1 protein-coding gene and 1 pseudogene are annotated in these 1,027 nt (G+C 42.6%); both read right to left on the bottom strand.

Annotated elements, in window-relative coordinates:
- On the bottom strand, positions 1-488 hold a 488-nt coding region (locus R8N49_RS25245), incomplete at its 3' end, for a DUF1566 domain-containing protein (protein ID WP_318190227.1).
- A 1-nt stretch (position 489) separates the two neighbouring features.
- A pseudogene (locus R8N49_RS25240) lies at positions 490-1,027 on the bottom strand (DUF1566 domain-containing protein); the annotation flags it as partial.

Genomic DNA, 1,027 nt, shown 5'->3' with positions numbered 1-1,027 from the left:
TCGAACGTCATGATTTGTCTAGCGTCAGTGCCGGGCGTGTTGCTCCAGATATAGCTACCGAAATCACCAGTTTCAAGCGAGTATGCACTTTCAAACGCCGTACCATTCATCGAAGGATGGAAACAAGCACGCTCTGTGAGTGTAACTAACTCTTTAATATTCGGTAATCGCCACTGTTTTTTATCTGCAAAATTGTGTAGTACATGGTTGCCCGAGGCATTCCGAATTTGCTCCGCAGTAAGCAGCGCGTTTTGCCATGTTACTTTTTGAGCTTCCCCAGAACACGCTTTTTGAGCCATATCCCATGTCATACCAACTGGGCAGCGCATCCAAGTGAGTCCTGTTTTTAAATCTGTTACAACACCTAGATCAGAGTATAAGTAGCGAGAATTCGGCGCTGACTTCACAAAATCCAAAGAGCATTCCTGAGCGGCCATCGACGCGTAAGAAACAAGTACAAGAGATAATGCGGTAATAAGTTTTTTCATCTTACTCTCCTTTCTCAGCAACTAGACGAATTGGAAATTGGTATGAATCATCAGCTGTTGGATCTTTTTTATCGGAATAAATCTCAATCGAGCTAGATTGTCCACGGTCGGCACCTCGAACCGTTACCAACGGCATTCTTAAGTACTCGGGCGTTTTTACCTTGTCATTTTCAGTAAAGGTAAACGCCTGGAACCAAACAGAACCGTATTCCAAATAAGGACTACCTAACGTTTGCTGTGGGAAGAACTTAAAATTCATTCCATAAACGACGCCACTTGCATCTTTCTCTGTTTCACCGAAGTCGAGAACATCATAAAACTCCTGATAATCCGGTAAGCGCCAATTTGTGATACCACACAGTGACTTCTGGTTGATGTGCTCAATGTATTGCTTAGTTGAGCAAATATCATCTCTTGCGTTGACACAACCAACCTGTTCCAAGTCTTTAGAAAATGGCTTAAAGTCTTCTGATTCGTAAACAAACAGACGATCTTTAAACTGAAGCGAATTTTCGTCAGCACTTTTGTTTTCCCAAACC

Source organism: Vibrio sp. 1978, from assembly GCF_033344345.1.
The sequence above is the reverse complement of the archived record's forward strand: the minus strand, read 5'-3'. Positions and strand labels throughout refer to the sequence as shown.